Source organism: Streptomyces sp. NPDC058470 (assembly GCF_042721055.1).
Classification (GTDB): domain Bacteria; phylum Actinomycetota; class Actinomycetes; order Streptomycetales; family Streptomycetaceae; genus Streptomyces.
This window is the reverse complement of the sequence record NZ_JBHXMF010000023.1, coordinates 1-20299: the sequence shown is the minus strand read 5'-3', so window position 1 is coordinate 20299 and position 20299 is coordinate 1. Positions and strand designations below refer to the sequence as shown.

The 20299-nt window shown below is 68.9% G+C and carries 24 protein-coding genes; 10 read left to right on the top strand and 14 right to left on the bottom strand.

The features are described from left to right. Window positions 1-10: 10 nt before the first annotated feature. Together ACFWP7_RS18600 and ACFWP7_RS18595 are read left to right on the top strand one after the other, a co-directional pair. A complete protein-coding gene (locus ACFWP7_RS18600) occupies window positions 11-1417 on the top strand; it encodes a family 2B encapsulin nanocompartment shell protein (protein ID WP_384382612.1) in 1407 nt (468 codons plus the stop codon). 116 nt (window positions 1418-1533) lie between these two features. Beyond that, window positions 1534-2616, top strand: coding sequence for a family 2 encapsulin nanocompartment cargo protein polyprenyl transferase (locus tag ACFWP7_RS18595; protein WP_384382611.1), 1083 nt, complete (start codon window positions 1534-1536; stop codon window positions 2614-2616). Between the two features lie 369 nt (window positions 2617-2985). Here the strand turns inward: ACFWP7_RS18595 and ACFWP7_RS18590 are convergent, their stop codons facing one another. Next, entirely contained in the window at window positions 2986-3585 is a 600-nt protein-coding gene (locus tag ACFWP7_RS18590) for a TetR/AcrR family transcriptional regulator (RefSeq protein ID WP_384382610.1), read from the bottom strand. Between the two features lie 154 nt (window positions 3586-3739). Between ACFWP7_RS18590 and ACFWP7_RS18585 the strand changes: the two genes are divergently transcribed. The 4 genes from ACFWP7_RS18585 (at window position 3740) to ACFWP7_RS18570 (ending at window position 6771) form a co-directional block, all read left to right on the top strand. Continuing rightward, window positions 3740-4327, top strand: coding sequence for a dihydrofolate reductase family protein (locus ACFWP7_RS18585; RefSeq protein ID WP_384382609.1), 588 nt, complete (start codon window positions 3740-3742; stop codon window positions 4325-4327). A gap of 336 nt (window positions 4328-4663) precedes the next feature. After that, the gene (locus ACFWP7_RS18580) at window positions 4664-5077 is read left to right on the top strand and encodes a YciI family protein (protein WP_384382608.1); all 414 of its coding nucleotides are present in this window, start codon (window positions 4664-4666) and stop codon (window positions 5075-5077) included. A gap of 95 nt (window positions 5078-5172) precedes the next feature. After that, window positions 5173-6405, top strand: coding sequence for an RNA polymerase sigma factor (locus tag ACFWP7_RS18575; protein WP_384382607.1), 1233 nt, complete (start codon window positions 5173-5175; stop codon window positions 6403-6405). Window positions 6406-6414: 9 nt separating this feature from the next. Next, a complete protein-coding gene (locus ACFWP7_RS18570) occupies window positions 6415-6771 on the top strand; it encodes a DUF952 domain-containing protein (protein WP_384382606.1) in 357 nt (118 codons plus the stop codon). A gap of 7 nt (window positions 6772-6778) precedes the next feature. Here ACFWP7_RS18570 and ACFWP7_RS18565 read toward each other — a convergent pair whose 3' ends face one another. The 8 genes from ACFWP7_RS18565 to ACFWP7_RS18530 form a co-directional block, all read right to left on the bottom strand. After that, a complete protein-coding gene (locus ACFWP7_RS18565; RefSeq protein ID WP_384382605.1) occupies window positions 6779-7558 on the bottom strand; it encodes a VOC family protein in 780 nt (259 codons plus the stop codon). After that, a complete protein-coding gene (locus ACFWP7_RS18560) occupies window positions 7555-8394 on the bottom strand; it encodes a hypothetical protein (RefSeq protein ID WP_384382604.1) in 840 nt (279 codons plus the stop codon). The genes ACFWP7_RS18565 and ACFWP7_RS18560 overlap by 4 nt, the downstream gene beginning before the upstream one ends. Before the next feature lie 72 nt (window positions 8395-8466). Continuing rightward, on the bottom strand, window positions 8467-8901 hold the full coding sequence (locus tag ACFWP7_RS18555) for a VOC family protein (protein ID WP_384382603.1): 435 nt from the start codon (window positions 8899-8901) through the stop codon (window positions 8467-8469). 127 nt (window positions 8902-9028) lie between these two features. After that, a complete protein-coding gene (locus ACFWP7_RS18550; protein ID WP_384382694.1) occupies window positions 9029-9409 on the bottom strand; it encodes a helix-turn-helix transcriptional regulator in 381 nt (126 codons plus the stop codon). A 195-nt stretch (window positions 9410-9604) separates the two neighbouring features. Beyond that, on the bottom strand, window positions 9605-9754 hold the full coding sequence (locus ACFWP7_RS18545) for a hypothetical protein (RefSeq protein ID WP_384382602.1): 150 nt from the start codon (window positions 9752-9754) through the stop codon (window positions 9605-9607). Beyond that, a complete protein-coding gene (locus ACFWP7_RS18540; protein ID WP_384382601.1) occupies window positions 9751-10023 on the bottom strand; it encodes a hypothetical protein in 273 nt (90 codons plus the stop codon). The genes ACFWP7_RS18545 and ACFWP7_RS18540 overlap by 4 nt, the downstream gene beginning before the upstream one ends. Window positions 10024-10166: 143 nt before the next feature. Next, entirely contained in the window at window positions 10167-10517 is a 351-nt protein-coding gene (locus tag ACFWP7_RS18535) for a hypothetical protein (protein WP_384382600.1), read from the bottom strand. A gap of 661 nt (window positions 10518-11178) precedes the next feature. Beyond that, window positions 11179-12084 carry a S41 family peptidase gene (locus tag ACFWP7_RS18530; RefSeq protein WP_384382599.1) on the bottom strand — a complete coding sequence of 302 codons (906 nt, stop codon included), beginning with the start codon at window positions 12082-12084 and terminating at the stop codon, window positions 11179-11181. Between the two features lie 57 nt (window positions 12085-12141). On the opposite strand from ACFWP7_RS18530, the gene ACFWP7_RS18525 reads away from it, so the two are divergent. Further along, entirely contained in the window at window positions 12142-12684 is a 543-nt protein-coding gene (locus tag ACFWP7_RS18525; protein WP_384382598.1) for an ArsR/SmtB family transcription factor, read from the top strand. Between the two features lie 456 nt (window positions 12685-13140). Here ACFWP7_RS18525 and sodN read toward each other — a convergent pair whose 3' ends face one another. Next, window positions 13141-13536: a superoxide dismutase, Ni gene (sodN, locus tag ACFWP7_RS18520; RefSeq protein ID WP_384382597.1), complete on the bottom strand. Its 396-nt coding sequence runs from the start codon at window positions 13534-13536 to the stop codon at window positions 13141-13143. A 145-nt stretch (window positions 13537-13681) separates the two neighbouring features. On the opposite strand from sodN, the gene sodX reads away from it, so the two are divergent. Next, on the top strand, window positions 13682-14116 hold the full coding sequence (sodX, locus tag ACFWP7_RS18515) for a nickel-type superoxide dismutase maturation protease (protein ID WP_384382693.1): 435 nt from the start codon (window positions 13682-13684) through the stop codon (window positions 14114-14116). Here the strand turns inward: sodX and ACFWP7_RS18510 are convergent. Continuing rightward, window positions 14020-14649 carry a CGNR zinc finger domain-containing protein gene (locus ACFWP7_RS18510; protein WP_384382596.1) on the bottom strand — a complete coding sequence of 210 codons (630 nt, stop codon included), beginning with the start codon at window positions 14647-14649 and terminating at the stop codon, window positions 14020-14022. The two genes, sodX and ACFWP7_RS18510, sit on opposite strands and share 97 nt — an antisense overlap. Window positions 14650-14764: 115 nt before the next feature. Here ACFWP7_RS18510 and ACFWP7_RS18505 point away from each other — a divergent pair, with 115 nt between their 5' ends. Continuing rightward, entirely contained in the window at window positions 14765-15523 is a 759-nt protein-coding gene (locus ACFWP7_RS18505; RefSeq protein ID WP_384382595.1) for a class I SAM-dependent methyltransferase, read from the top strand. A 122-nt stretch (window positions 15524-15645) separates the two neighbouring features. Here ACFWP7_RS18505 and ACFWP7_RS18500 read toward each other — a convergent pair whose 3' ends face one another. Genes ACFWP7_RS18500 through ACFWP7_RS18490 form a run of 3 tightly spaced genes read right to left on the bottom strand, consistent with a single transcriptional unit; the run spans window position 15646 to window position 18357 of the window. Then, window positions 15646-16407: an amino acid ABC transporter ATP-binding protein gene (locus ACFWP7_RS18500; RefSeq protein ID WP_384382594.1), complete on the bottom strand. Its 762-nt coding sequence runs from the start codon at window positions 16405-16407 to the stop codon at window positions 15646-15648. Next, window positions 16404-17369: an amino acid ABC transporter permease gene (locus ACFWP7_RS18495; RefSeq protein WP_384382593.1), complete on the bottom strand. Its 966-nt coding sequence runs from the start codon at window positions 17367-17369 to the stop codon at window positions 16404-16406. Before ACFWP7_RS18495 ends, ACFWP7_RS18500 begins: the two co-directional genes overlap by 4 nt. 28 nt (window positions 17370-17397) lie before the next feature. After that, complete coding sequence (locus tag ACFWP7_RS18490; RefSeq protein WP_384382592.1) at window positions 17398-18357, bottom strand: ABC transporter substrate-binding protein; 960 nt, start codon at window positions 18355-18357, stop codon at window positions 17398-17400. Window positions 18358-18898: 541 nt separating this feature from the next. On the opposite strand from ACFWP7_RS18490, the gene ACFWP7_RS18485 reads away from it, so the two are divergent. Next, window positions 18899-20173, top strand: a complete 1275-nt coding sequence (locus ACFWP7_RS18485) for an NADP-dependent malic enzyme (RefSeq protein WP_384382591.1) — start codon at window positions 18899-18901, stop codon at window positions 20171-20173. The last annotated feature ends 126 nt before the right edge of the window (window positions 20174-20299 follow it).

The window sequence follows — 20299 nt, the reverse complement described above, 5'->3', positions numbered from 1 at the left end:
GGCAATTTTCATGTCGGTAGGCGAAGAGGTCCGCGCGAGTCAGGGCAAGCCGCAGCAGAGTCTCGGCACATCCGCCGCGCGGAACCTGGCCACCACCACCAAGTCCGCACCCCAGATGCAGGAGATCAGCTCACGCTGGCTGCTGCGGATGCTTCCTTGGGTGAACGTGCAGGGTGGCACGTACCGCGTGAACCGGCGGCTCAGCTACTCCGTGGGCGACGGCCGCGTGACATTCGTGAAGACCGGTGACCGCGTCCAGGTCATCCCGGCGGAGCTCGGCGAACTGCCCGTGCTGCGGTCGTACGAGGATCAGGAGGTGCTCGGCGAGCTCGCTCAGCGCTGCCAGCAGCGGGAGTTCGCACCGGGGGAGGTGCTCGTCTCGTTCGGCAGCCCGTCCGACGAGGTGTTCCTGCTCGCGCACGGCAAGGTGGAGAAGACCGGCACGGGTCCCTACGGGGACGACGCGGTCCTCGGCGTCCTCGCCGACGGCGCGTACTTCGGGGAGCAGGCGCTCATCGACCCGGACGCCATCTGGGAGTACACGGCCCGCGCGGTCACCGCGTGCACCGTGCTCACGCTGCCCCGCAACGACCTCGAACAGGTCGCGGAGCGATCCGAGTCCCTGCGTGACCACCTCCAGTCGCTGCGCGCGATTCCGGAACAGCGCGCCAACAAGTACGGAGAGAGGGAGATCGACCTCGCGGCCGGCCACACCGGGGAACCGGACATCCCCGGCACCTTCGTGGACTACGACGCGGCGCCGCGCGAGTACGAACTGAGCATCGCCCAGACCGTGCTGCGCCTCCACACGCGCGTGGCCGATCTCTACAACCAGCCGATGAACCAGACGGAACAGCAACTGCGGCTCACCGTGGAGGCGTTGAAGGAGCGCCAGGAGGACGAGCTCATCAACAACCGGGAGTTCGGGCTGCTCAACAACTGCGAGTACGACCAGCGATTCCAGCCGCACGACGGCGTGCCCGGCCCCGACGACCTCGACGAACTGCTCAGCCGCAGGCGGGGCACCAAGCTCCTCCTCGCCCACCCGCGCGCGATCTCCGCGATCGGCCGCGAGCTCAACAAGCGCGGACTCGTGCCGGAGACCATCGAGATGGCCGGCAACCGTATCCCGACCTGGCGCGGGGTGCCGATCTTCCCGTGCAACAAGATCCCGGTCAGCGACGCCCGTACGACCTCGATCATCGCCCTGCGTACCGGCGAGGCCGAACAGGGCGTCATCGGACTCCAGCAGGCCGGTATCCCGGACGAGATCGAGCCGAGCCTGTCGGTGCGCTTCATGGGCATCAACGAACAGGCGATCATCTCCTACCTGGTGACGGCGTACTACTCGGCCGCGGTGCTGGTGCCCGACGCCCTGGGAATCCTGGAGAACGTCGAGATCGGCCGCTGGCGTTGACGACCCCTACGCCGGGTGTTGTGACCCCGCCCGGCCGGCCGGGTAGACCCGGTAGACCGACGGCGCAGCAGAGTCCGGCCGAGAGTCTCGACAGGCGGAGGCCCATCGGGAGGCCCATGGAGGAGCAGGTGCGGCCGAGCCCGGGGCGGGGGTCACCCCGCTCGGGCGAGGTCGAGAGTGGGGGAGGGCAGGAAGCGGCGGCGATCCTGGAGCGTGCCCGGGCGTCCGTCGACCCCGAGCTGCGCAGGACCAGCGATTCGCTGCCCGGCTCGATACGCCGGATCGCGCTCTACCACTTCGGCTGGGAGCACGCGGACGGCACGCCCGCGGCGGGGAACGCGGGCAAGGCGATCAGGCCCGCGCTCGTGCTCACCGCGGCCCGGGCGCTCGGCGGACGGCACGCGAGCGCCGTACGGGCGGCCGCCGCGGTGGAGCTGATCCACAACTTCACGCTGCTGCACGACGACGTGATGGACCGGGACACCACCCGCAGGCACCGGCCCACCGCCTGGACCGTGTTCGGTGACGCCGACGCGATCCTCGCGGGGGACGCCTTGCAGGCGCTGGCCCAGCGGCTGCTCGCCGAGGACCCGCATCCGGCGTCCGCGGCGGCCGCCGCCCGGCTCGCGTCCTGTGTCGTCGAGCTGTGCGAGGGGCAGCACGCGGACACCGCCATGGAGAGGCGCGGCCCCGACGAGGTCACCCTCGACGAGTGCCTCGCCATGGCGGAGGCCAAGACGGGCGCGTTGCTCGGCTGTGCCTGTGCGCTGGGGGCGCTGTACGCGGGGGCGGGGGATGAGGACGTCGAGGCGCTGGACGCGTTCGGCCGGGAGGCCGGGCTCGCCTTTCAGCTGATCGACGACGTGATCGGGATCTGGGGGGATCCGAGCCGCACCGGTAAAGCCGCCGGGGCGGACCTCATCGCCCGTAAGAAGTCGCTGCCCGTGGTGGCCGCGCTCGCCTCCGGTACGCCGGCGGCGGCCGAGCTTGCCTCGCTGTACCGGGTTCCTTATGAGGAGGGGGAGTTGGAGCGGACGGTGCTGGCGGTCGAGCGGGCGGGGGGTCGGGACTGGGCGCAGGTACAGGCGGCCGACCGGATGTCCCGGGCGATGCATGAGCTGGCCCGGGCGGTGCCCGATCCCGAGGCGGCGGGTGGGCTGCTCGCGCTGGCGGAGTTCGTGACGCGGCGCAGTAACTGACGTCGTTGACGGGGCGGTTGGAGGTACCGGTGCCGCCGGTGTCTTCCGGGCCCCATAGTCACCGGAGTTCCCGGTTCCGTGCGGCACCTGACCTCCGCACGGTTCCGGGCTTCGGGCGGGTCCCGCACATCCCCACGGTGTGCGGGACCTGTTTTTTCGCCCCCTTGGCCCCTACCCGTCCCTTGTTCCTGGGGACTGCCGCCCCAGATCCCCGCTTTCGGCCTGGACGGCCTCGTCCTCAAAACGCCGGACGGGATGGAAATCTCTCGGCGGAGGCTGAAGGGTGCTGCCCGCATGGGTGGGTGGGGGATCGGGATGGTGTGGCCTTGTTCTCGGTCGGCGGACGGCGGACGGCGGTCGGTGGGCGGGTTAGAGATCTCCTGCCTCCGGCACGATCGTCGTCACGATCCGTTCCACCAGGCCGTCCGGGACGGTGACATCGGGTAGTACGCCGTCCAGGACGCCGGGGAGTGTCAGGTGTTCCAGGAGTAGGCCGAGCATGGCGAGATAGAGGACGGTCACGGTTTCGTCGCCGCCGGGGAGGCCGGCGTTGCGGTGGAACTGCATGCCCTCTTCGAGGTCGCCGCGGATCGACTTGGTGTACGAGGCGCGCAGGGCGGGGCGGCGGGTGGCCTCCAGGCGCATTTCGAAGAGGGCGAGATAACCGGTGCGGTCGCGGGTGGCGCGGGCCAGCAGGTCGCGCATGAAGCCCAGGACCAGGGAGCGGTCCTTCGGCGCCTTCAGCAGGTCGGCGAGCATGGACGGGTCGGGGGCCAGGCGCCGGTGGAGATGGGCGTCGACCTGGCTCAGCAGGTCGTCGCGGTCGGTGAAGTAGTTCGACGAGGTGCCCGCGGGCACGCCGGCCTCCGCGTCCACTGCGCGGAACGTCAGTCCGCGCGCGCCCTCGCGGGCCAGCACCTCGACAGCCGCGTCGACGAGAGCCGCCCTGCGCTCCGGGTTCCTTGCCATCGGTGTTTTCTCCGGACATCTCTGAAGATCTCTTGGGTGCCGCTGAACGAATCACTAAATCACTGGTAACCACTACAGGTTGAGTACTATAACTGTAGTGGTTAGAGGCGACCGCCGGAGTCGCCACGAACCTCGCCAACGAAAAGAGACCAGCTTGCGCAAGCTCACGTACTTCGTCGCCTGTTCGATCGACGGCTTCATCGGAGCCCCGGACGGCGACGCACAGTTCTTCATACCGTTCGTCGACGAGGAGTTCTTCGAGGACTTCCTCAAAGCGGAGTATCCGGAGACCCTGCCGACCCACGGCCGTCGCCCGCTCGGCATCGACGACCTGGAGAACCGGCGATTCGACACGGTCATCCAGGGCCGCGCCAGCTACGACGTGGCACTGGACGCGGGTGTGACCAGCCCGTACGCGCATCTGCGCGAGTACGTCGCCTCGCGCAGCCTCAAGAAGTCGCCCGACCCGCATGTCGAGATCATCGCGGACGACGTCGTCGGGAGGGTTCGCGAACTCAAGGCCGAGGACGGCGAGTTCGGTATCTATCTGTGCGGCGGCTCGCGGCTCGCGGGCGCGCTGGTCGACGAGGTGGACGAGCTGGTCATCAAGACCTACCCGGTGGTGTTGGGCTCCGGCATGCCGATGTTCGGCTCCGGGTTCGACGTGGCCGAGTACGCGCTCGACCAGGTGCGCGTGTTCAAGAACGGGGTGCTGGTGAGGACGTACAGCAGGAAGCGCTGAACGGCCTTCCGCAATACCCTGAAGACATGGGCACCGATGAGTACGTTTGTTCCGCTTGCGGGCAGCCGGTCGCCACGGTCGTGAAGAGGCACAAGACCCTGGGCGCGTGGGTTCCCGTGTGGGTACCCGGGCCCTGCCGGGACCCCGAATGCAAGGCGTATACCGACGAAGCCGAGGAGGATCCCGGGGCCGCCGTCCGGCCCGCGGATCCCGTCACGAAAAAAACCTGATCGAGTCCGCGCGGCCGTGTAGAGAAACGCGGGCCGGCTTCGACGTCTCCTGCGAGAGCCGCCCGACAAGGGCGGTCGGAACCGAGGAAACCGAAGGAGCGGACTCATGAAGTACCTGGTGATGGTGCAGGGATCGCAGGCCGACTACGAGGGCATGCGGGGCAAGCCCTCCCCCGGGTCCCCGGTCTGGAGCGAGCAGGAGCTGCAGGCCATGTATGCCCACATGGGCGCGATCAACAACGACCTCTCCGAGTCCGGGGAGCTGCTCGACGCGCAGGGCCTGGCCGAGTACGACCGGACCCGGCTGGTCACGGCCGACAAGGACGGCAAGCCAGTCATCACCGACGGTCCGTACAGCGAGACCAAGGAGCTGATGGCCGGCTTCTGGATCCTGGAGTGCGAGAGCCTGGAGCGGGTCACGGAGATCGCCGCGCGCGTCGCCCAGTGCCCCGCTCCCGAGGGAGCGACCGAGTACCCGGTGGTCATTCGGCCGATCCTGGACGGCGCAGGGGACATCTGAGCCCTATGGGTCAGGTGCATCCCGCGAGTCGTACAGGTCAGGTGAGCCCCGCGAGTCGTATGGGGCAGGTGAGTCGTACGAGTTCTATGGGTCAGGTGAGTCGCACGACCGAGGTCGAGGACCTGCTGCGCCTGCACGCGCCGCAGGTTCTCGGCGCGCTCGTACGCCGGTACGGGCATTTCGACGCCGCCGAGGACGCCGTACAGGAGGCGCTGCTCGCAGCGGCCGGGCAGTGGGGTCGCGACGGCGTGCCCGACAACCCGCGCGGCTGGCTGATCAAGGTCGCCTCGCGGCGGCTGACAGACGCCCTGCGCAGTGAGGAGGCGCGGCGGCTGCGGGAGGAGAGGGCGGTGGCGCTGACGCCCCGGGACGAGTTCCTGGCGCCGCCGCCGGGAGCGGCCCGGGCGCCGAGCGAGGACGACACGCTCTCCCTCCTCTTCCTCTGCTGCCACCCGGAGTTGACCCCGCCCGGCCAGATCGCGCTCACCCTGCGAGCCGTCGGCGGTCTGACGACGGCGGAGATCGCCCGGGCCTATCTCGTGCCCGAGGCGACGATGGCCCAGCGGATCAGCCGGGCCAAGCAGCGGATACGGGGGACCGGATTCGGGCGCCCGGACAACTGGGAGGAGCGGCTGCCCGCCGTACTCCACACGCTGTACCTGATCTTCAACGAGGGCTATACGGCGACCTCCGGAGCGGCTCTCCAGCGGGCCGAACTCGCGGGCGAGGCCGTCCGGTTGACCCGCACGGTCCGCCGACTCCTCCCCGAGGACCGGGAGGTGGCGGGGCTGCTGGCGCTGATGCTGCTGACCGACGCGCGGCGCGCCGCGCGCACCGGTCCGCACGGCGAACTGGTCCCGCTCGACGAGCAGGACCGCGGCCTGTGGGACAGGACGGCGGTGGAGGAGGGCGTGGCGCTGGTGACGGAGGCGTTGTCGGTGTCACGGGGGAGGGCGGGGCCGTATCAGCTGCGGGCGGCCATCGCCGCCGTGCACGACGAGGCACCGTCGGCGGACGCCACGGACTGGCGCGAGATCCTCGGTCTGTACGACATCCTGGTCCGCCGGGTCCCCGGGCCCGTCGAGCGTCTCAACCGTGTGGTGGCGGTGGCCATGGTGCACGGACCCCGGGCGGGACTTGCCGAACTGGAGCTGGTGGAGGGGGAGTCGGCGCTCGGGCATCGGCTCGATGCCGTCCGCGGTCATCTGCTGGAGCGCGCGGGGGACGCGGCGGGGGCTCGTGCCGCCTACGACTCGGCGGCCGGGAAGACCCTCAGCCTTCCCGAGCAGCGCTATTTGCAGGTGCGGGCCGCCCGCCTGGGGCCGTAGCGTTCGGGTATGGCTGATGAACCCCTCCAATCCCTCCAACCCCTCCTGCACATCACCGAGCGTTCCCTCTGGGACGCGGCGCGCGCGTCCGGCGCGTACGAGATGTCCACCCGTGGCCGGACCCTCCAGGAGGAGGGCTTCATCCACTGCTCGCTGCGCCACCAACTCCCGCGTGTGGCGGCCTTCTTGTACGGCTCCTACGCCGGGCCCGACGAACTGGTGGTCCTGGTGATCGACGCCGACCGGCTGGGCGTCCCCCTGCGCTACGAGGCCGTGGAGGCCGGGGGCGAGGAGTTCCCGCACATCTACGGACCGATTCCGGTCGCGGCTGTCGTGGACGTCGAGGAGTGGGACTCCGGCCGCTGACGGCCCGCTACCGCAGGCCGCCCGTTTCGGGATCGCGGGGCGTCAGACAGTACGTGCCGCCCGACGGATCCCGCATCACCGCCCAGCGGGCGCCGCGGCCGAGGAGTGTGGCGCCGAGAAGCTCGTGGCGGATACGGACCGCGTCGATGTCCGAGCAGGCGATGTCGATGTGGGCGGAGGTGGGGCGGGCGGAGCCGAGGCGTTGCAGGAGGATGCGGACGGGGAGCTCGGCGGGCGGCCTGACCACGTGGAACTCCGGGAGCGCGCCCGGGTCGGACTCCCATCCGGTGAGGGCGCTCCAGAAGGCGATCTCCGCCTCGTACACGGCGGGCGCCAGGTCGATACACACCTGGTCGACACGGCTGGTGACCCCGGACGGCCCCTTGACCACCGGGGGCCGCGTCGACTCCCCGTGCCACGGCACCGCGCAGAACAACTGCCCACCGGGGGACCGCAGTACGGCCCACCCTCCGTGGTCCGCGACGATCTCGGCACCCAGTCGCAGCGCCGCCTCCACCAACGCGCGTACGTCCTCGACGGCGAGGTCGAGATGGGCGCCCCCGGCGCCCGGTCCCGACCCCGCGACGCCCTGCGCCTTCACGCAGGCGTCGGCCGCCCCCTCGGGCAGCAGGGTCACGAACTCGCCCCGGTCGCCGCGCCGTTCGGACAGCTTGGTGCGCGTGACCGAGGCCCAGAAGTCGCAGGCCGCCGCGAACTTCTTCATCGGCCGGTCGACAAAGGCGTAGGTCCACCGGATCGGCTCTGTCAGCCGGATCGGCTCCGTCATGGTGTTTTGTCTCCGATCAGGCCGTGCAACGACGTTGTCACGCGCGCGACGAACGCGTCCCGCGCGGTGGGGGAGAGGGCGTCCAGGGACAGATACGGGTTGAGATCCTCCAGCTCGACGAGGAGGAGCTCACCGCCGGGTGCCCGGCAGGCGTCCACGCGCTGGATCCCGTACGCGATGTTGTTCCAGTCGACGAACCGCTGCGCGAACTCCCGGTCCCGGTTGGTCGGTTCGTAGGGCTCCAGGGCCCACCGCTCGTCGGGACGGGGTGCGTACAGGGCGTACTGGAGGGTGTGGTCGACGAAGTAGAAGGACACCTCGTAGTCGAAGTCGACGCGTGGCTGGACGAGGACGTCGCCGTACGCCGCCGGGTCGGTGAGCCGTTCGCGGGGCACGAACTCCAGCCCTATGGAGTCCGCTCCCAGCTTCGGTTTCACCACGTAGGTGTCGACGTCCCCGAGTCGGCCGAGGTCCTCCGCGCGGTCGACGGTGGGGATCACCGGATAGCCCGCCGCCGTGAGCTCCAGCAGGTATCCCTTCCCCGCCATGTCGCCCTTGCCCGACAGCTGGTTGTAGACGCGCACGCCGTCCGCGGCCGCCCGCTCGCGGAACGCGTCGTGGTGCGCCTGGTGGTTCAGGACCGGTCCGCTGTTGCGTACGACCACCGCGTCGAAGGCGTTCATCAGCGCGGCCGCGTCCAGCGGGTGGCACACGGCGATGTCGAACTCCTCGCGCAGCCGGGAGGTGAGGAAGATGTCCTCGTCGCAGTACCGGCGGCCCTTGGCCGGATAGGCCAGGTCACTGACGTACAGGATGCTGGGGCGCGCGGACGGCATGGGGTCTCCCGGAGGTGGTGATCAGCCGATGGTAGGCCCCGCACATCCGGGACCGGGCCGTCCGCGCCGCGGTCAGGCGCCGGGGGCGCGCGTGTTGAAGCGGAGGAGGTTGCCCGCCGGGTCGCGGAAGGCGCAGTCGCGGACGCCGTAGGGCTGGTCCGTCGGCTCCTGGAGGACCTCGGCGCCGGAGGCCTGGACGCGGGCGAAGAGGGCGTCGCAGTCCGGCGTCGAGAAGATCACACCGCGCAGCATGCCCTTCGCCAGGAGCTCGGCCATGGCCTGCCGGTCGGCGGGGGACGCGTTCGGGTCCGCCGCGGGGGGCTCCAGGACGATCTCCACGTCCGGCTGGAGCGGCGAGCCGACGGTGACCCAGCGCATCCCCTCGAATCCGACGTCGTTACGGACCTCCAGACCAAGGACGTCACGGTAGAACGCGAGCGCCTTGTCGTGGTCGTCCACGGCGATGAAGCACTGGGACAGTTTCAGGTCATCCACGGGTCCAGTCATGGGGGCCACGCTAGGGCCTGTCCGGCGCATCAGGTCGGAGGAAATCGACGGCGCCGCATCGACGCAGGTGAGCGGGGCTTGATACGTCGAGCTGCAAGCCCTCGTCACCGGCGTGCCGGGACAGGGCCTAGAGGCGTGTGCCCGGTTCCGCCTCCGGATTGCGGTGGCGGGCCGGGCGGGTGAGGCGCTGGGCCACGCAGGACGGGATCGGGGCGCCGTGCTCGTGCGGCCGCGCCCGGTACACGCTCGGCGTCTCACCGACCAGCTCCGTGAAACGGGAGCTGAACGAACCGAGCGACGTACAGCCCACGGCGAAGCACACCTCCGTGACCGTCAGCTCGCCACGGCGCAGGAGGGCCTTCGCGCGCTCGATCCTGCGGGTCATCAAATAGGTGTACGGAGTCTCGCCGAAGGCGGCCCGGAAGCTCCGCTGGAAATGGCCCGGCGACATCAGCGCGGTACGCGCGAGCTCCGCCATCTCCAGCGGCTCGGCGTACTCACGGTCCATCCGGTCACGGGCCCGGCGCAGCCGGACCAGGTCCTCCACCACGGTCACCCCACCAGGATGGCACGGGGGGGCTGACATCGATGGCGTCGTGGCTTGGGACACATCGGCCGGCAGCGGCCGTACCTCAGCTGTACCGAGAGCGGGCCGGCTCGCCGGTGTCGTCCCGGCGCCCGGACACGCACCAGGCCATCGATTTCAACCGCTGTACGTCCAGGCCGCGCTGTCTGCCGGGGCAAGCAGTGCCGCGGACACCACCGCGCGGCTGCGGGCCGTCGCTCTCCAGCCGCGCCGGATCAACCACACGGTGATGAACTGCCGGGCGGTCGCATGGACGAGGGTGCTCAACGCGGTGTCCGCGACGTAGCTGGTGACGACTTCGCCATCTGCTCCCGTGCGATGAACCCGAGCACCATGACGACCATCGCCGCGAGGAGGCTTGCGACCGCTGTCGCCGAAGCCAGTCCGGGGACGATGGGCGCCGATTCCTTCATGGGCAGGTATTTGCTCCCCGAGAGACGTGGAGGCCAGCCGGTCGTGAGGTCGATGCCGGACCCGCGTGCGGCCTCGCCGACCCCGATGTCGCTCAACAAGGCCGGCTCAACGGCTCCTGCCACGGTGTCGGACTTGCCATCGACCTGGCCGCGGCCATCGACTCGCTCGGGAACAACGGAAGGGACCCGGCCGGTTCTCCGGCCGAGCCCCTTCCGTACGCAATGATCGTGCTGACCCGCGAGGCTGCGTCGCCCATGAGGAATGCTCACAGCTGCAGGGGGTCGAGCGCCTGCCGCAGCCTGGCGACCGAGGCCAAGAACTCGAACCTCTGCGTCAGTACATTCAGCTGTCGGAACACCCGATGTAGTCGCTCAGGGGGGCCGCCCTCAGTGGCTGTCGCGTCATCGAGCTCGTCGAGCAAAACCGCCAGTTGCGCAACCTCGGGTTCCTGAGTCAGGCGCCCCAGGTCCGCTCGGACCTCTGTGCCGGCCGCACGAACCTCGGCGTATGGACCACCGTCGGCTCCAGCTGCCGAACCCGCGGATACGCTTTGTTGGTTGATGTTGAACAGCCCGCCTGCGACGCGCTGCCCGAAGGTGAAGTGGCTGTCACTCACTGGCTGCTCCAGCTTCAGTCGGGGGGCTCTTGGACTGGCCCTGCAGGAGTCGCTCCGCCTCGTGGCGTGGATAGGGCCTCGCGCACGTTGGGCAGTTGACTCCCGACCTGTGCCACTAGCGCCGGAGCTGCCGCCCCCACCGTCAAAGCGGCGTACCCGCCGCCGATTTGGCCACTCGCCCCGAAAGCAGCAGCGACCGCAGCCCCCATGGCAATTCTAATCGCGCCGATGACGAGGAAGGGACCCCAATCCACGTAGGCGACGAAGCCTGGCGGGTGTTTGCGTAACAGCCCCGTGGGAGTTTTCCGAGCTTCCCGCCAGGAGCAGAGCCGGTCGTAGAAGGTGACCAACTCGATGAACCCTCCGCCGGCGCCCCCCAGAACGGCACATTGCCAGACATGCATCACGCCCCCGCTCACGTCGGGCCCGTCCGATGCAGGCGCGGGCTGAACCGCGCCTCACCATAGTTCCGCGAGCCCTGGGCCGGGTTGCTCTTTGCGGCACCCACACAGGAGCTCTCGAGAGTTGCGTACCCGTTGCGGCCGCCGTCTATGACAGTGAACCTGGTCGTGCGGGGTGAGCGCGCTGGAGGCCTACGGAGGCTCAGCCGCCGATGTGGATAGGGGGGCGGCGCGCAATGCTGTCGATGAGCTGGACTGGGTCAGCCTGCCAGTCGGGCGAGGGCCAGTGCGTGCGCGCGGTCGAGGGAGTCGGCAGCAGCGCAAGGGATGTCCGGCTGCACACCGGTGCCCTCCCAGTTCGTGCCGGAGACGGGATTGATGGCGCGGCCGACGGGGACGGTGGCTTCCAGGTGTGGGTGCAGGGTCCAGCCGTTGCAGGGGTGGGCGCCGCCGCGGGTGGGCTCGCCGACGACTGTGGCGCGGCCGAGCTGTTGGAGGTCGTACGCCAGCTCTTCGGCGGCGGAGAAGGTGCTGTTGCTGGACAGCACATACAACGGCTTGCTGCCGCCGAAGCGCGCGCCGGGAACGTGCGGCAGGCTCCAGGACTGCTCGGTGCGCTCGCTGCCGCGCCAGTACATGGTGTTGAGGTGGGTGCGCTCGTCGAGTAGGTAGCTGCAGACGAAGGCGACCGTGTCCGGGTCGCCGCCCCGGTTGGCGCGAAGGTCCACGATCAGCGCCTGGGCGCGGGAGGCCAGGGTGAGCGCGGCACTCAGCGGTTCGGCGGCCCACTCCAGCGGAAACAGCATCGGTGCCAGCTCCACCACGGCGACCCCTCCGTCGAGCAACTGCACCCGGGGCGCACCGCCCAGCGAGGTGTCGAAGTCCCGGCGCATGGCGTCCCGGGTGGCCACCCCCTGCTTCGGGGAGACCGGGTCGGCGTGGTGCTTCAGTCTCAGGTGCCGGTCGCCGTTGACGGACTGCAGGTCCGCGGTGACCAGGCGGGCGAGCTCCTCGGCTCCCTCGACGTTGTAGGTCCCCTCGGCCAGGCGTCGTTGCAACAGGCCGGCGAGCTGCTCGGCTATCTCGGGGAAAACGTAGTGCTCGGTCAGCAGCCGGGCTGTCTCGTCGATGACAGGGGTCGGCGCAAGCGTCGTCGGAGTCGTCATGGCAGGGAGTAGAGCACTGCCCTTGCAAAAGCGTCAACGAATTTAGACACTTTCGGTATGCGTGATCAGCCGCCCTATCTGCCGCCTCCTGAGGACGTCCTGGAGATCGGTGCGCCTGAGCAGTTCGCGGCGCTCTCTCACCCGTTGCGTCAGCGGTTGCTCTTCGCCCTGGGCCACCGGCCTGCCACCACCAGCCAGCTCGCGGCGCAGCTCGACGCGAAGAAGGGCAACGTGGCCCACCACCTCAAAGTGCTCCGCGAAGCCGGGCTGGTCCACATCGCCGAGATCCGCCAGGTCCGCGGCGGCACCGAGCAGTACTACCAGCGCACGGCCCGTCACATGGTCGTCGCCGAACCCCAAGCAGCAGGCACCGCCGCGATGCTCGCCGCGGTCGCCCAGGAGCTGGACCGCTCTCCCGCCGAGACCCACCTGACACTGCGCCACCTGCGTCTCAGCCCCGCGAAGGCAAGAGAACTCGGCGAGACCCTCGCCCGACTGGTCGACGAGGCCGAGGAAGACGCAGAGGACCAGCCCCTGCACGGTGTGTTGGTGGCGCTCTATCAGCAGGCCCTGCCGACCGGCACCACCAGTTCCGCCTAGCGGCACCAACCTCACGAGACAGCACACCTGGCACACGCAAGACGAACCGCACTCATCGACATCCAACCCAGTCGCCCCAGATCGGCGCGTTGCAGGCGACTCTCTTCGATGTCGAAGGACAGCCATCCTTGAACGACAGCCATCCTTGAAGGACGGGTCTGCTGCTGGAGAGTCACGATAAGGAGTACGCGTTCCCGTCGGCTTGGGGGAAGCCGATCCGGACGGACGACCAGTTCTACGGCCGCTTTGGGCACCCGATCGTCGAGGAGCACGACGCTGGGGGAGAAGGCCGCTGGCGAGCTGCGCAAGATCATCTCCCGAAAATCTCCCAGTTGATCTTAAAGTCGCTGGGGAGATGCCGAAGGGGCCCGGTCGGAAAGTCGACCGGGCCCCTTCGAAAAGGCCGCTGACCTGCGAGGGTGCACCGCTCGCCGGTCACCGTAAACTGACTGTGCGTCAGGCCTTCTTGGTCTCCCAGAAAATCTTGTCGATCTGGGCGATGTAATCCAGCGCCTTCTGGCCCGTCGCCGGGTCGGTGGACGCCTTGGCGGCCGAGAGGGCCTTGAGGGTGTCGTTGACGAGCTGGTGCAGCTCCGGGTACTTCTCGAAGTGCGGGGGCTTGAAGTAGTCGCTCCAGAGCACCGAGACGTGGTGCTTGGCGAGCTCGGCGCGCTGCTCCTTGATGACGGTGCCACGCGTCTGGAAGTGCGGGTCGTCGTTGGCGGCCAGCTTTTCCTGGACGGCCTTTACCGACTCCGCCTCGATGCGGGCCTGGGCAGGGTCGTACACACCGCAGGGCAGGTCGCAGTGCGCGCTGACCTTGACCTTGGGGGCAAACAGGCGGGAAAGCATGCTGCTGTCCTTCCTCGTGATCGTCTTCTCAGGTGGGACATTACTCCGTAGGAGACGGGTTTTCGCGAGTGCCCCCGTGGGCTTAGGACAAAAGTCCAGGGTGAGACTGGGACTCGTGGAGGATAGGACCGGGGAGGTGCCGGTGATGCCGGAGCTGTCGCAGGAGACCGAGCGTGGGAGGGCCGTCCTGCCGTTTGGGGCGGCGGAGGTGACAGGGCCGTCCATGGTGCCCACGCTGCGGCACGGGGATCGACTCGTCGTGCAGTACGGGGCGCGGGTCAGGCCGGGGGACGTCGTCGTACTGCGGCATCCGTTCCAGCAGGATCTGCTCGTCGTGAAGCGGATCGCGGAGCGGCGTGAGGGCGGGTGGTGGGTGCTCGGCGACAACGCGTACGCCGGTGGGGACAGCACCGACTACGGCACCGTGCCCGAGGAGCTCGTCCTCGGGAAGGTGCGATTTCGGTACCGCCCGCTGCGAAGGGATCAGCGGTCGCCGTTCGCGCTGGCACGCTGGGCGCTGGGCGCCGCCAGGCCCGTGCTGTCCGACCGGTCCGCGTCCAGGCGTTTTCGGGCGCGGTAGGCGGCCACGTTGGCGCGGGTGGCGCAACGGTCAGAGCAGTAGCGCCGGGAGCGGTTGGTGGAGGTGTCGAGGTAGGCGTTGCGGCAGGGCGCTGCCTGGCACAGGCCCAGGCGGTCGACGCCGTGTTCCGTCAGGTGGAAGGCCAGGCCCATGGCCGCGATCGCCGCGTAACCCGCGGTCGCGTTCGACGGGTGGTCCGCCAGGTGCATGTGCCACAGCGGGCGCCCGTCGTCGTCCCGGTAGTCGTGCCCGGAGATCTGCGGGCTCACCGGGAACTCCAGCAGGAGTGAGTTCAGCAGGTCCACGGCCAGGGTCTCGTTGCCGCCGTCGGCCGCCTCGAAGATCGCGCGCAGCCGGGCCCGTACGGAACGGAAGCGGGTGACGTCCGCGTCCGTGGTCCGGCGGGCCGCCGAGGAGTTGCCCCCGAAGAGGTCACGGACGGCGTCCACCGAGGTGAGCGCGTCCTTGCCCCGGAGCGGCTCCTCGCTGTTGACGAGGCGTACCGCGTAATCCGAGTAATAGGCCAGTTCCACTTGTAGTCCTTACGGGGGCGCTCTATCGTCGTGGATGTGCACAAGTAACAGATGACTGTGCTTCAAGGGTATTACGGGCAGTGCCGGTAGCACGCGGCCGAGCAAAGGGGCTTTCATGACCACCACCACCGGAACCGACTGGGGCGCCTGGCAGGAGAGCTGGGACCGGCAGCAGGAGTGGTACATGCCGGACCGCGAGGAGCGCTTCCGGGTGATGCTCGACATGGTGGAGGCCCTGGTCGGACCCGCCCCGCGCGTCCTCGACCTGGCCTGCGGCACCGGAACCATCACCGCCCGCCTGTTCGACCGCCTCCCGGGGGCCACCAGCACCGGCGTCGATCTCGACCCCGCGCTGCTCACCATCGCCGAGGGCACCTTCGCGGGCGACGACCGGGTCAGCTTCGTCACGGCCGACCTCAAGGACCCGCAGTGGCCCACCCGGCTGCCGTACGACTCGTACGACGCCGTCCTGACCGCCACGGCCCTGCACTGGCTGCACAGCGAACCCCTCGCGGCCCTCTACGGTCGGATCGCGGACCTCGTCCGCGACGGCGGTGTCTTCATGAACGCCGACCACATGATCGACGAGACGACGCCCCGGATCAACGCGGCGGACCGTGCGCAGCGGCACGCCCGTATGGATCAGGCCAAGGCGGAAGGTGTCCTCGACTGGGCCGAATGGTGGCAGCTGGCCGCCCAGGACCCCGTCCTCGCCGCGCCGACCGCCCGCCGGTTCGAGATCTACGGTGAGCACGCCGACGGCGATACACCCTCCCCCGACTGGCACGCGCGCGTACTGTGCGAGAAGGGCTTCGGGGAGGCCCGTACCGTGTGGCGCTCACCGTCCGACGCGCTGGTGCTCGCGGTCAAGTAGTCGCTCGGGTACGGCGACTCACGGAAAGACTCAAGTGGCCACTCCGGTACGGAGATTCACGGCGGCGCACGGAAAGGGGCGGTACGAATACCCGTACCGCCCCTTTCCGTGCGTACCGTCGGCTACAGCACCTTCGACAGGAACGACTGTGTCCGCTCGTGCTGCGGATTCGTCAGTACGTCGCGGGGGTTGCCGGCCTCGACGACCACGCCGCCGTCCATGAAGACCAGCGAGTCGCCCACCTCGCGGGCGAAGCCCATCTCGTGGGTGACGACGATCATCGTCATGCCGGACTCGGCGAGGTCGCGCATGACGTCGAGGACGTCACCGACGAGCTCAGGGTCGAGCGCCGAGGTGGGCTCGTCGAAGAGCATCAGCTTGGGTTCCATCGCCAGCGCGCGGGCGATGGCGACACGTTGCTGCTGGCCGCCGGACAGCTGCGAGGGATAGGTCTTCGCCTTGTCGGCCAGGCCCACCCGCTCCAGGAGCTGGCCCGCGCGCTCCCGCGCCTGGGACCTGCTGGCGCCCTTGACCTGGACCGGCGCCTCCATGACGTTCTCGAGCGCCGTCAGGTGCGGGAACAGGTTGAAGCGCTGGAACACCATGCCGATGTCCCGCCGCTTCAGCGCGACCTCGCTGTCCTTGAGCTCGTACAGCTTGTCGCCCTTCTGGCGGTAGCCGACCAGCTCACCGTCGACGTACAGGCGCCCGGCGTTGATCTTCTCGAGGTGGTTGATGCACCGCAGGAAGGTCGACTTGCCGGAGCCGGACGGGCCGATGAGGCAGAACACCTCACCGGTGTTCACCTCCAGGTCGATGCCCCTGAGGACCTCGACGGGGCCGAAGGACTTGTGGACGCCCTCGGACTTCACCATGGCGGTCATCCGTTGCCCCTTCCACTGCCGAGCGCAAGCACGTTCGCCTTGATCTTCTGCCAGGGGGTGCTCGGCAGACTGCGGCTGGAGCCGCGCGCGTAGTACCGCTCCAGGTAGTACTGGAAGACGCTGAACACGCTGGTCATGACCAGGTACCAGATCGACGCGACGAAGAGCATCTCCATCACCGCGTACGACGTGGAGCCGATCACCGAAGTCGAGCGCAGCAGCTCGTTGTACGTGACCGCGACCACCAGCGACGAGGTCTTCAGCAGGTTGATGAACTCGTTGCCGGTCGGCGGCACGATGACGCGCATCGCCTGCGGGATCACGATCCGGCGCAGGGTCTTGGTGTGGCTCATACCCAGCGCGTGCGAGGCCTCCGTCTGGCCCTCGTCGACGGCCAGCAGGCCGGCGCGGCAGATCTCGGCCATGTACGCGGCCTCGTTCAGGCCGAGGCCGAGGAGGGCGCACATGAACGGGGTCATGACGTCCGTCATCTCGTCCTTGTAGATCGGACCGAGGTTGAGGACGGGGAAGATCAGCGCCAGGTTGAACCAGAGCAGCAGCTGGACGTAGACCGGGGTGCCGCGGAAGAACCAGATGTACAGCCAGGCGACGCCGCTGGTCACCGGGTTCTTCGAGAGCCGCATCACCGCGAGGACGATGCCGAGGACCACGCCCACGATCATGGCGAGCACGCTGATCAGCAGTGTGCGGCCGGCGCCCTGGACGACGCTGGACACGAAGAGCTGGTCGCCGACCGTGTGCCACTGGATGTTGCCCTGCGAGAACGCGTAGACGAGAGCCGCGAGGAGCGCGAGGACGATGATGCCGCTGGCCCACCGGCCGTAGTGCGGGACGGGGATCGCCTTGATGGCCTCCGGACCGCCCGCGGGCACCGGGGACGGGGAAACCGTCTCTCCCGGGGGCGGATTGTCCGAGGGGGACTTGTCGAACTTGTCAGTCACGTGACTGCCCTTCAGTGGTGCGCTGGGCTCACTTGCCGCCGTTGATCGCGGACTTGTCGATCGCGCCCGACTCCGCGCCCCACTTCTCCAGCACCTTCTTGTAGGAACCGTCCGCGATGATCGCGTCGACGGCTTCCTTCAGGACATCGCGGAGCTCGGTGTTCTTCTTGCTCAGCACGATGCCGAACGGCCCGGCGTCGTACTGCTCGCCGACGACCTCGAACGCGTTGCCGTTGTCCGCCTTGCGAGACAGGTCCAGGGCCACCGGGTAGTCGTTGATGCCGGCCACGGCACCGCCGGACTTCACCCGGGTCTGGGCCTCGGTGTCGTTCTCGAAGGACTCGATGTCGATGGCCTTCTTGCCGGCGTCCGTGCACTTCTTGGACTGGTCCTTGAGGGCCTGCTCGTACGTGGTGCCGCGCTGCACGGCCGCCGTCTTGCCGCACAGGTCCTCGATGCCGTTGACGCCCTCGGGGTTGCCCTTCTTGACGTAGATGGCCGTGCCCGCGACGAAGTAGTCGACGAAGTCGACGCCCTCACCGAGCTTCTTGCCACTGTCGTCCAGGCCCTCCTGGCGCTGCTTGTTGTCCGTGATGGACGACATCGCGATGTCGTAGCGACCGGAGTTGACCGCGGTGATCAGGCCGTCGAAGGAGCCCGAGGTGAACGTGAGCTTCACACCGAGCTGCTTGCCGAGCGCGTCGGCGATGTCCGGGTCGACGCCGACGATCTTGCCGTTCTCCACCGACTCCATGGGGGCGTACTCGGCGTTCGTGCCGACCTTGATGACGCCCGCGTCCTGGATCGCCTTCGGCAGCTTGGAGAACAGCGGAGCGCTGTTGGCCGACTCCGAGGAGTTGTCGCCTCCGTCGTTGCCCGTCTGGTCGCCGCAGCCGGCGAGCAGCAGGGTCCCCGCGACCGCGATCGCACCGACCGCGGCTGTCCGGGAGCGCATGGCGGTCGTACGACGGGTGGAGCTTGCGGTCATGTTGGGTCCTCCGGCGGATGAGTGAGGTGCCGATGGGTCGACGAGAACACACACCTTCGGGTGTCGCGACCTTGTGTGATTACGGCATCTTGCCATTCGGACGTCGTCATTCAGACGACCAGCCATGTCAAAATCGGATAACGGGTGACCCCCGAACCACTCAAGGCCGGGGCATCGCGGCCGGATCTTGTGCGGGAGCTGATCCTTCCGGCCGGAAGATCTTCTGTGCATCTCGGGGCGCGAGCGGCAACCGCCCCGGCACATGCGGCGCCATGTGGGCACATCCTGTACGTGTCCACATATTCGGCTATGAGTCATGTCACCGGCGTGTGATCTTCCCGCCATGGGCTCGCCGTCCACACGGTCCGTCCGGTAGGAAGGTTCTTTACACCCCTCATCCGGGGCTCAGGGCGCGTGTGCGGCGCGCCCGTCGCGTAAACGCCCGTACGCAACCACGGCGGCTGGGCTTACGCGGTGCCCGCCCACCCCTCAATCAGGAGTGGTCACCCTCAAAACATGCAGACCTAAGGGGTAAAACAAAGTGGCAGCGGAGATTGTCAATCCTCGCACCGCGAGCAGTGGTGACAGCAGTGGCAGCAGTGCCGGCAGCATCGACGGTGGTACGGATCAGGAGCATGTGGGCGAGCCCCTCGACTCCTTCGATTCCTTCGACCCCGTGTTCGCGCTGCACCGTGGGGGCAAGCTGGCCGTGCAGGCCACCGTGCCCGTCCGTGACAAGGACGACCTTTCCCTCGCGTACACGCCCGGCGTCGCCAAGGTGTGCAGCGCGATCGCCGAGCGGCCGGAACTCGTCCACGACTACACGTGGAAGTCGTCCGTCGTCGCTGTGGTGACGGACGGTACGGCCGTCCTCGGACTCGGGGACATCGGCCCCGAGGCCTCCCTTCCGGTGATGGAGGGGAAGGCGATCCTCTTCAAGCAGTTCGGCGGGGTCGACGCCGTGCCGATCGCGCTCGCCTGCACCGGCGTCGACGAGATCGTCGAGACGGTGGTCCGGCTCGCGCCCTCCTTCGGGGGAGTGAACCTGGAGGACATCTCGGCGCCCCGGTGCTTCGAGATCGAACGGAAGCTCCAGGAGCGGCTGGACATCCCGGTCTTCCACGACGACCAGCACGGGACCGCCGTCGTGACCCTGGCGGCCCTGCGGAACGCCGCGAAACTGACCGGCCGGGAGCTGGGCGACCTGCGCGCGGTGATCTCCGGTGCAGGTGCGGCCGGTGTCGCCATCGCCAAGTTCCTGCTGGAGGCCGGGCTCGGGGACGTCGCCGTCACGGACCGAAAGGGAGTCGTCTCCGCGGACCGCGACGACCTGACGGACGTCAAGCGTGAGCTGGCCGCGATCACCAACAAGGCGGGCATCTCCGGTTCACTGGAGTCCGCTCTGTCCGGTGCGGACGTCTTCATCGGTGTTTCCGGCGGTACGGTGCCGGAGCCGGCGGTGGCTTCCATGGCCGAGGGCGCGTTCGTGTTCGCCATGGCCAACCCGAACCCCGAGGTGCATCCGGAGATCGCCCACAAGTACGCGGCTGTCGTCGCGACCGGGCGGTCGGACTTCCCGAACCAGATCAACAACGTGCTGGCGTTTCCCGGGATCTTCGCGGGGGCCCTTCAGGTGCGGGCCTCCCGGATCACCGAGGGGATGAAGATCGCGGCGGCCGAGGCGCTGGCCGCGGTGGTCGGGGACGATCTTGCCGCGGACTATGTGATTCCCTCGCCGTTCGACGAGCGGGTGGCTCCGGCGGTTACGGCCGCGGTGGCCGCGGCTGCTCGGGCGGAGGGTGTGGCTCGGCGCTGAGGTGCGGAGTGCGTGGCCCCGCCGGGATTTCCCGGCGGGGCCATTTTTTGCCGGGGGCGTCCGGGGGGCGCGGTTTTTCGCCCCCTCCGCCCCTTCCCGTCCCGTTCCTGGGGGCTGCCGCCCCCA